Source organism: Kosakonia oryziphila, from assembly GCF_900094795.1.
GTDB lineage: Bacteria > Pseudomonadota > Gammaproteobacteria > Enterobacterales > Enterobacteriaceae > Kosakonia > Kosakonia oryziphila.
On record NZ_FMBC01000084.1, the window covers coordinates 1 to 7,849 of the forward strand.

A 7,849-nucleotide genomic window follows, 5' to 3' on the forward strand; every position below is an offset into this window, starting at 1 on the left:
CTTTGCGAAGTACGCCGCGGCTTTTTTTAATATGTCCCGTTCGTCAGTAACCCGCTTCAACTCCTTCTGGAGTCGGCGGATCTCGGCCTGAGCATCTGACTGTTCTTTGTTAGTGGATGAGTCCGGACCGTACTTCTTTATCCAGGCGTAAAGGCTGTGGGTGGTGATATCGAGACGTGTTGCAACGCTGGAAACAGAGTGACCGCGATCAATAACCTGTTTGACTGCTTCAATTTTAAACTCTTCGGGATAACGTTTACCGCTCATGGGCACCTCTCTTTAAGTCATCTTAAATGACTCTGAGGTGTCTGTTAAACCCGTGGCGATTCACATGTTAATAACTTTGTCATACCAAACCTCATTTATGAACGTTAAAATACAACAAACCTATATACCATAATTATCCCAGTGATACTAAGATAAAAACTTACTTTATAGTTATGACTGATAGAGTTATGGGGGGTTCTACACCGGAACCGCCAAAATTTCCGTTACCTCAAATTCCGTGATAAAGCCCTTAAACTGGCCGAACGTATTGGTGTTGCCGCAGCCGCCAGCGAACTCATCCTGTATGAATCTCAGCTCTACAACTGGCACAGTAAGCTGCAAAATCAGGCAACGTCCTCTGGGCGTGAGAGTGAACAGGCTGCGGAGATTGCCCGCCTCAAACGCCTGCTTGCGGAGAAAGACGAGGAACAATTTGAAAACGAAAACCTCGCTTAGGGCTGCATCCACATTACGTGGGTAGGATCAAATCAACGGGGAGCAGGTCAAGCAGAGGATAGATAAGGCACCAGCCTGTACTGGCGCTTAAATACAAATCCAGTCATAGATTTCTTCTTCCCAACACACTGCACTGCGGTATATTGAAACCGTCACCTGGTTGCATGCTTATATACTGCTTCCATAAACCATACCAGGCGACATACTCGGTAAAAAAAGTCGCAACATTTTTAATTCTGAGCTTACGTAGTGCATTTAATTTATGGGCGCTCACCGTTTTCTCGCTGATATGTAATTGTGTCGCAATATGCTTCTGGCTTATTCCTAAACAAATCATTCTGATGATCAGCGCTTCACTGGTGGTCAATGTGGTCGGAATACGTCGCCTTGAGCGTCCGAAGCGCCACCCGCATAAGAGCCTGCTGAAAATACTTAGCTCAGTCGCCCGATGCATTAATGTCCGGCGGCAAAGAATAAAAGCGGAAATAGGGTCGGAATAAATAAAATGTTTTATCTCATTATTATCAAGCACATAAATATAGTCTTGCCCGGTATCGAATAATATGAGACTCTCCGGCTCAGAGATATTGATTTTTACCAATAGCGACTTAAATCCGAGAATAAAAAACGCGTCTTCAGAAAAGAGCTGCATTGTCTCTCCATGAAAAAAAGGAACATAATTTCCCTTGAAGGTCTGCTCCGGCGAAGGTGTTTGTCGCTGTCAGCACCAGCATCACCTGCCGGGGCAGAGGCTTAACTGATGTTAAAAGTGGTATTTGAGGCCCGCCATCGCGGTGGTATCGTGATACCCTTTATTACCTATCTGAATGCCGACATTCCCCCAGATGTTCAGCCGCGGGTTAATCTGCCCTTCGACACCGGTTTTAATTTCGCCCAGATTGCGCGCACCAGTCTGATAAATACTCACATCATCCATCTGCGTACCAAAGTCGCGGGTGTTATGGATCCAGCTAATCTCAGCGAAAGGCTGGAACTCGCGCGCCTTGTCGTTATCCATCGCATGGTGGCCTTTCAGGAAGGTACGAATACCCAGTCGGGTGCGGATGTTGCCATCGCCGTCGCTGTGAATACGGGTACCGTTTGCTTCGTGGAAATCATCCGCTTTTACCCCCATCCATATCGCCTGCGCCTGAGGCTGGATAAACCATTCATTCAGAGAACCTTTGCTTCCTCTGAATTCAGATAATTTATGGGTGTATCCCGCCTCCAGCGACGTTGTGAAGCCTCTGGATTTATACGATTCACTCGCCAACCCCTCGCCCTGAACACTGTTATTGAACCAGTTGTACAGCAGCCAACTATCCACCCAGGCACCCTGCGATTCCTGAGGCCTGGCATACCAGGTAGCGTAGCCGCCAACACTGTATCCCTCCACGGACCCCGTAGAACGGTGGCCGCTCATCTGGCTGCGAGTCGAGTTGTGATTGTTGCCGTAGCCCGCCATAAAACCGACATGCCAGCGGTCAGTGCCATCGCTGCTCCAGCGTGCGAGGTCGCCACCAAGCTGTGCCACATAGCGATTACTCTGCGTTCTCAACTGACCGCTGCCATCGCGCCAGGTGTTGTGCCCACCGATCTGACGCAGCCACAGGCTGGTCACCTCCGGTTGTGCTGATAAAGCATCGACAAATGCGGGCTCCCCCAATCGGTCATGCAGGCTCATCGCAAACAGGGTATTGGCCGCTGCGAGGTTAGCGGTGTAGCTTCCTGCTTCAGGGCGAACCACTGACGGTTTTCCCGTAGGTTTAACTTCAGGTTCCAGTGTTGACTCTGGCACTGGATCCGGGGTCAGTTCAGGTTCAGGTTCAACAGGCGTTGACTGGCTGGTCAGATACCAGTTTTCTCCTTTTTGCACCAGCGAGTAATCATAAGCCCCCGCAACAATACGGCCAGACTGCGCGAAGCGGCCATAAGAGGTGCCGCCGACATTCACAATCTCAATACCTTCAACCGTCTGTGCGCCATGTCCTCCCAGGTTATTAATGGCAACGCGCGTCGTGCCCGCTAACACATCACCACCGACAATCAGTTTATTGGCTGGTGAAGCGTCATCCCCCAGCACGCTGTTCATCACCAGCGTCCCGCCATTACCGGCATAGTCCCCCGTTACAGTCAGGGTGTCGAAGGCGTTGGGATTGGAAAAATCGATCGTTCCGTTGTTGGTCAACTGGCCGACAACGGAACTGCCGTTCATATTCCAGCGGCTGTTACTATCCAGCGCCAGCGATGTCGCGTTATTCACCGCACCATTCAGTTCCGAAGCCGCCAGATCAACCACCACGATGTTGCCAACGTCGGTAGAGATAATGTCGCCATTCAGCTGGCTGTTAGTCGCTGTTAAGGTCACGTTGCTATAAAGATTGTTAGTGGGATTCGCTGCGTCCTCATAATGGCCGACAGTCATCACCTGACCGTTGCCGCCGCGGAGCGTAGAGTCATTGATTGAGAGCGCCAGTGTGGTTGTATCGACCTCAATCGCCTGCGCCTGTGAGCTTTGCAATGTCACATTATCCAGCGATACGCGATTGCTGAGCGTCGTGGAGTAACCATTCACATACAGCCCGGCTGCCGCCTCACCTGCCGTCGTGACAATGCTGTTGCTGACATTCAACTGGCCTGCCCGACTCCACAACCCAAAGCCATGTTTACCCATGGTTTCAACACGCACATTATCAGCGGTGATGGTCGAACCGGGATAGGCCACCAGCCCTGGCGCGAGTTCGCCGTACGTCACGATATTGCTATTTGTCAGCCTTGCCTGCCCACCAGAGGCAGCAAACAGCCCGGCGCCACCGCGCCCCCGAGTGGTAATAATCAGTTTATCGCCCGTGATCTGCTTTTCGGTATACAACGCATACGCATTGACCCCTGCGGCTTCGAGGGTACTATTGGTAATCGTCGCCGTTCCACGCTGCGCATTCAACGCAATGGCGCGCTCACCCGCGGTAGTAATCGTGGCGTTATTGATGTTGACAGAAGAATCGGCGGAAGTGACCCATACCGCATCACTGTACTTACCTTGCGTTGCGTATCGTCCCCCTTCGATGGTGACAGTTGCCGCCTGGTTGGCATTCACCGCATAGCTACTGTCGCCGGTAGTTGTGGCGGTGGTATTGGTCAGCGTGAGAGCGCCTGCCATGACGTGAATCGCATCACCGTTTTCAGTGGCGAGGGTGCTGTCGCTAATCTGTGCTGTCGCGGAGCTTTGCGTGTTGGACCAGGTGCCGTCCAAAACCAGCCCCTGCGCGCTATTCTGCCCAGTGATATTAATATTATTTAAAACAGCAGAACTGCTATTGGCGAGATAAATGCCACTGGCTGATTTACCGCTGACATTAATTGTCAGGTTATCCCCCCTGAATACACTACCGTCAATCCACGCGCCGCCACCGCGCGTACTGGTACTGGTGAGGAACAACTGGCTGGCATTAAATTCCGCGCCATTTTTTGCCTGAATAATAAAGGCACCGCTTGTATCATTAGCAAGCGTTAAATTTTCGAAACTGAGTTTTCCACCATCGGCGACAATGGTGTCATTATTTACTGCGAAAACATAATTGCTAACAATAAAATAGATTGGCAGTGCGCAAAGTAAACGATGCCACTCCCACTGGTTGTTGTAATCATTATCCATAATAACACCCTTTACTATCCCATTTATAAACACAACGTGTTTCTTTCATTACACTCACATCGGGCGATAAACGAAGCGTACCGATAGAACTCAACCTGATTTGAGGCCCCCATCTTGCGGCTAGCGTTGCGATAATGGGTGCAGATTGTTTTTCGTGAGCGGTTTAACATTCGTGAGATATCATCGCTATTGTAGCCAAGGCCAATTAAGAGCATGACATCATTTTCCGCATCAGAAAGCTGAGCGTACTTCTTTAATCCAAAATTCCAGTAAGCATCTTTTTTATTGAGATGAACATGATAATCTGCATTAGCAATTGCCAATATTTTACCAATCTTCATCGAAATATCGGTGATAGTTTGATTTTTGGCGAGAAAAGGAACATGGAGTGTTATCTTTTCCATCTTCCTGTAACCCCTACTCCAGGGATCGCCGTTACTACTAATTTGTTTTTTATTTAAAACATTAACTGTCACAACATCATCGTAGAAGATGATGTTGGCGGTTTCCGTTCTCATTTCATCTGTTGATAACGCAAAGCGTGTCTCATGTATATGTTCTTTTTTCAAGTGGCTCAAGATTAGGGTTCTTAACCCTAAGCAATGATAATAACTAGAATCCATCAATAATATATTCAACATATTTCACACCCATGTGTTACATTCCCTGTTAAGACAAATCACTACAGAAACAACAAGATATCGATTCAGCGGAAAAGGCTTCATTCAATAGTTGGATCGATCCGCCAGAGTTTTCCTAATAACGGAGACTCACCTTGATACTATTCAAAATCATCTATTTTGGTAATAGCTATGAATTATTTTAGGATAATTAACCAGGAAAAAAGCCCGAGGATAAATCCTAACTTCACAACTGAATTGATATACTGGAAGCGTTAATACTTATTTAAAGAAGCTTCAAATCCACTTTTTCTGACTCCATGTCGTAGCGACCATTCATACACAAATCAATGGGATGGGGCTGCCAGTCAATCAGCCCCCGGATCTCAAACATAATGACGGCATGTCTCGCTATGCCTTCCCCTTCCTGTAATGAGCGCACCAGTAACGTTTCAGGAATAATACGCGGCTCGAAGCGAATGATAGCCTTGCGGACCGCTTGCTCGATAATATGCCAGTTATTACGATCTTTCTGGCTACCAATCAGTGCAGGAATACCATAATTAAGTACCGATTCCGTCACTGCTTTATAGCGCTGCTCGTCGAGTGTATCCTCGATATTTATATGGTTAATTAAATCAGCAATATCTTTCTGAACCAGTTGGCGTATCGTTTTTATATCAACAGGCCTGGCACGATCATGAGGGCTTTTAGGCTCGTCATCCTGTAGCCGCTCCAGAAGAGTTGGAAGATAACGGCTTCTTCTGGTTGACGAATTATTCGAAAACAATCTCACCGACCTCCATGATGGAATGCTCACAGCAATCGGTAATCAGTACTTTGCGCCCATGGCCAAGAATGAGCAGATCGGACGGCGAGGTCCACTCTGTTTTTAAACCCAATTTATAGTTCTGCTCATCAGCCGTTCTGATGGGGTAGCGCGCCGGAATAAAACCGAAATATTCTTCCCCCGCAACCTTAACGGAAGCCTGTAACCACAGCAGGTCGAGCAGATCTTTCGGTTTTGAAACGTTCAATTGTTGAATGGATGCGAAGGGTAACCAACGATATCCCCCGGCGCAAATAAATTCACATATTGGCCCGATGCGTCCATCGCTGTCGGCAATCCATCTAAATTCCCCCAGGGTGTCACTTCTACCACTACTTTCTGGTGAAAGATCGAAGGCTTCAGAACGAGTAATATCCGATAGTTCAGTCTTCCCCTGGTAATATTGCTCATTCGCTTCGTGTATTTTCGCCATCCACTGTGGCATATAGCCCTGTAATGTTACTGCCAGACGCTCACCGGACAAAACCTGAGTGCGCTGCATTTCGCTAAATACGAGGTTTTTATATAACTCACACTGTTTTTGCATACCTTCATCAAGCAGCGTTAACGTCTGAATTTGCAGTAACGCGCTATCCCATGCACCATCAACACAATATAATTTAAATAGCACTTCTCTGGCTTTGAGATCTTGCGGAAAGGCTTTAACTTGAGAAAGAACCTGGGCGAGCAGATCTTTCAAAGAAGAGGTTTTCAGTGCCTTAGTAAGTGATGTAATGTCCTGCATCGTTGTAACTCCTGTAATTAATAGTGAGAATCTAAACCAATCTTGTGAAAATCACGGAAAACAAGTTCAGGAACTTGATATTTTCCCTTAGCAACAATATGTTCTGGTGAAAGTAATTTGAGTAAATCGGGTTTCTCTTCTCCGGCAAAAATATCGTCCAGCGCATCGCCGCTTTCAAAATCGGGCCATACTTTTTCCATCAAAAACGTTCTATCGACAATACATTCCGTTAAAGTCTTCTCCTTCAGACATTCTTTTACGCTATCAAAGTGGTTATCGGTTTTAATGATGTAAGCATCTTGATTGCCGACGTTGTCGTAATATTGACCGCGTTGCTCTTGCCAAATAAGGAACCGTTTATATTCGATTTCAAGCATTTTTAATGCATCTTTACTGTCTCCCTGGGCAATTACATCATTAAAGTAATGCAAGTCATTAATGTAACTGCCACCGTTGGGCAAAATATCTTCAACTTCAGGAAGTTTATTCTCCGCCTGCCATGCATCATCCGTGCAAATTAACGGATAAAAACCCTGGTCATCTCGCGCGTTGGCATCTTCAGGGGTGATTTCCAGCTTAAAGTGTCCCACCTGAAGATGACTTCCGACGCGCAAAGGTTGGCTCTCACCATAATGAAGCTCAACGCCATCCAACAGGCAGATATAATTACCACAGAGGTTCCGTATGACCGGACGGGTAAAATGCCAGTAAAACGCCACCGCATCATGTTCCTCTGGCACCTGATTGTGGGGCCCGAAGACCCCATTGCTCACATCCAAAGAGATAGCCTGTTCTGCCGTGATACCTTCCGGCAACGTGACGGGCTGGCGCGATGTTGGCCATTCAAAACGGAACTTCATCGCGTCACCCTATATAGACATCGCCAGAACCCGTCACGATAACCGCACCACACCCGGTCACATCGCCCAGCCTTGCCGCTGGCGAACCGTTGATAAAGACCGAGCCAGAGCCTGTCGCAACTGGCGCTGCGCCATGTAATAGCGCGCACGGCGCAATACTGACGCCCATCATCGCGGCGGGAATGCCATTAATATAGACACTCCCTGAACCAGAACACAGGGCGCCACCATGAGCGGTGGCATCTCCAATACGTGCTGCATTTTGCATATTTCATTCTCCCTTGAAAAAGCGATTGATGATGGCGAAACATTCTCGCCACCAGTTGCATACTAAGGTTCAGGCGTTGCACTGCCTGTTTCCGTTGGGGTCTCCGTTGGCGTCTCCGTTGGTGTCTCCGTTGGCGTCTCCGTTGGCGT

The 7,849-nt window shown here is 47.9% G+C and carries 7 protein-coding genes and 2 pseudogenes; 1 reads left to right on the plus strand and 8 read right to left on the minus strand.

Annotated features, from left to right (window positions below; translation table 11 throughout):
• Positions 1-267 (minus strand): annotated as a pseudogene (locus GA0061070_RS23515) (transposase); the annotation flags it as partial.
• A 180-nt stretch (positions 268-447) separates the two neighbouring features.
• On the opposite strand from GA0061070_RS23515, the pseudogene GA0061070_RS23520 reads away from it, so the two are divergent.
• A pseudogene (locus GA0061070_RS23520) lies at positions 448-696 on the plus strand (transposase); the annotation flags it as partial.
• 130 nt (positions 697-826) lie between these two features.
• Here the strand turns inward: GA0061070_RS23520 and GA0061070_RS23525 are convergent.
• The 7 genes from GA0061070_RS23525 to GA0061070_RS23555 form a co-directional block, all read right to left on the minus strand.
• Positions 827-1,375, minus strand: a complete 549-nt coding sequence (locus tag GA0061070_RS23525) for a helix-turn-helix domain-containing protein (protein ID WP_090138882.1) — start codon at positions 1,373-1,375, stop codon at positions 827-829.
• Positions 1,376-1,486: 111 nt separating this feature from the next.
• Positions 1,487-4,378: an autotransporter outer membrane beta-barrel domain-containing protein gene (locus GA0061070_RS23530; RefSeq protein WP_090138884.1), complete on the minus strand. Its 2,892-nt coding sequence runs from the start codon at positions 4,376-4,378 to the stop codon at positions 1,487-1,489.
• Positions 4,379-4,401: 23 nt separating this feature from the next.
• Positions 4,402-4,947: a helix-turn-helix transcriptional regulator gene (locus GA0061070_RS23535; protein WP_244153192.1), complete on the minus strand. Its 546-nt coding sequence runs from the start codon at positions 4,945-4,947 to the stop codon at positions 4,402-4,404.
• A 337-nt stretch (positions 4,948-5,284) separates the two neighbouring features.
• On the minus strand, positions 5,285-5,788 hold the full coding sequence (locus tag GA0061070_RS23540) for a type VI secretion system baseplate subunit TssE (RefSeq protein WP_090138888.1): 504 nt from the start codon (positions 5,786-5,788) through the stop codon (positions 5,285-5,287).
• Entirely contained in the window at positions 5,775-6,572 is a 798-nt protein-coding gene (locus GA0061070_RS23545) for a type VI secretion system accessory protein TagJ (protein ID WP_090138890.1), read from the minus strand. The genes GA0061070_RS23540 and GA0061070_RS23545 overlap by 14 nt, the downstream gene beginning before the upstream one ends.
• A gap of 17 nt (positions 6,573-6,589) precedes the next feature.
• The gene (locus tag GA0061070_RS23550; protein WP_090138892.1) at positions 6,590-7,432 is read right to left on the minus strand and encodes a TagK domain-containing protein; all 843 of its coding nucleotides are present in this window, start codon (positions 7,430-7,432) and stop codon (positions 6,590-6,592) included.
• Positions 7,433-7,436: 4 nt separating this feature from the next.
• The gene (locus GA0061070_RS23555) at positions 7,437-7,700 is read right to left on the minus strand and encodes a PAAR domain-containing protein (RefSeq protein WP_090138894.1); all 264 of its coding nucleotides are present in this window, start codon (positions 7,698-7,700) and stop codon (positions 7,437-7,439) included.
• Between the last annotated feature and the right edge of the window lie 149 nt (positions 7,701-7,849).

What these genes read in the sequence shown, in the direction of transcription:
- GA0061070_RS23530 (WP_090138884.1), bottom strand. Translation starts at nt 4,378, where the DNA reads ATGGATAATGATTACAACAACCAGTGGGAGTGGCATCGTTTACTTTGC.
- GA0061070_RS23525 (WP_090138882.1), bottom strand. Translation starts at nt 1,375, where the DNA reads ATGCAGCTCTTTTCTGAAGACGCGTTTTTTATTCTCGGATTTAAGTCG.
- GA0061070_RS23545 (WP_090138890.1), bottom strand. Translation starts at nt 6,572, where the DNA reads ATGCAGGACATTACATCACTTACTAAGGCACTGAAAACCTCTTCTTTG.
- GA0061070_RS23550 (WP_090138892.1), bottom strand. Translation starts at nt 7,432, where the DNA reads ATGAAGTTCCGTTTTGAATGGCCAACATCGCGCCAGCCCGTCACGTTG.
- GA0061070_RS23555 (WP_090138894.1), bottom strand. Translation starts at nt 7,700, where the DNA reads ATGCAAAATGCAGCACGTATTGGAGATGCCACCGCTCATGGTGGCGCC.